1 protein-coding gene is annotated in these 749 nt (G+C 65.2%); it reads right to left on the bottom strand.

What is annotated here, in order from left to right:
- On the bottom strand, positions 1 to 749 hold a 749-nt coding region (locus DH08_RS37570), incomplete at both ends, for an aminotransferase class III-fold pyridoxal phosphate-dependent enzyme (protein ID WP_192182896.1).

Below are 749 nucleotides of genomic sequence, written 5' to 3'. Positions count from 1 at the left end.
TGGCGAGGGCGGCCGCGCAGGCAATCGGATTGGCGGTGTAGGAGCTCGAATGAAAGAAGGTCTTCTTGCGATCCGCCGAATAGTGAGCCTGGAAGATGGCATCGGTGGCGAGCGTGGCGGCCAGTGGGATCGCGCCACCGGTCAGGCCCTTCGAGGTGCACAATATGTCCGGAGAGATGGACGCCTGCTCGCAGGCGAACGTTGTTCCGGTTCGTCCCCAGCCGGTCATCACCTCGTCGGCGATCAGCAGCGTGCCGGAGGTCTCGGCGATTTTCTTCAATTCGGCGAGAACCCAGGCCGGATACATCAGCATCCCGCCAGCGCCGAGCACCAGCGGCTCGATGATCAGGGCGGCGGCGTGCCGGTCGCGGCTCACGGCCTCGAACCGATCCAGGGTCTCCTGCTCGCGTCCCGGGGCCGGGAAGGGGATGGTATCGACCTCGAACAGCAGAGGCTCGTAGGCGGCGTTGAAGATGCCGCGCGCACCGACGCTCATCGTGCCGATCGTGTCGCCATGATAGCTGTGCTCCATGACGACGATGCGCGAACGCGGCGCGCCGATGTTGCGGAAGTAACCGAGCGCCATCTTCAGCGCGACTTCGACGCAGGTCGAGCCGCTGTCGGAATAAAACACCCAGTCGAGTCCGGCGGGAGCGAGACCGACCAGTGCCTTGGCCAGGCGTTCGGCCGGCTCGTGCGTGAAGCCCGCGAAGATGATCTGGTCGAGGTTCGCCGTGGTCGTCTCGATG

It is taken from the genome of Mesorhizobium amorphae (assembly GCF_014843845.1).
Classification (GTDB): Bacteria; Pseudomonadota; Alphaproteobacteria; order Rhizobiales; family Rhizobiaceae; genus Mesorhizobium; species Mesorhizobium amorphae_A.
Note: the sequence above shows the minus strand (reverse complement) of the source record. Positions and strands in the feature narration are given on the sequence as shown.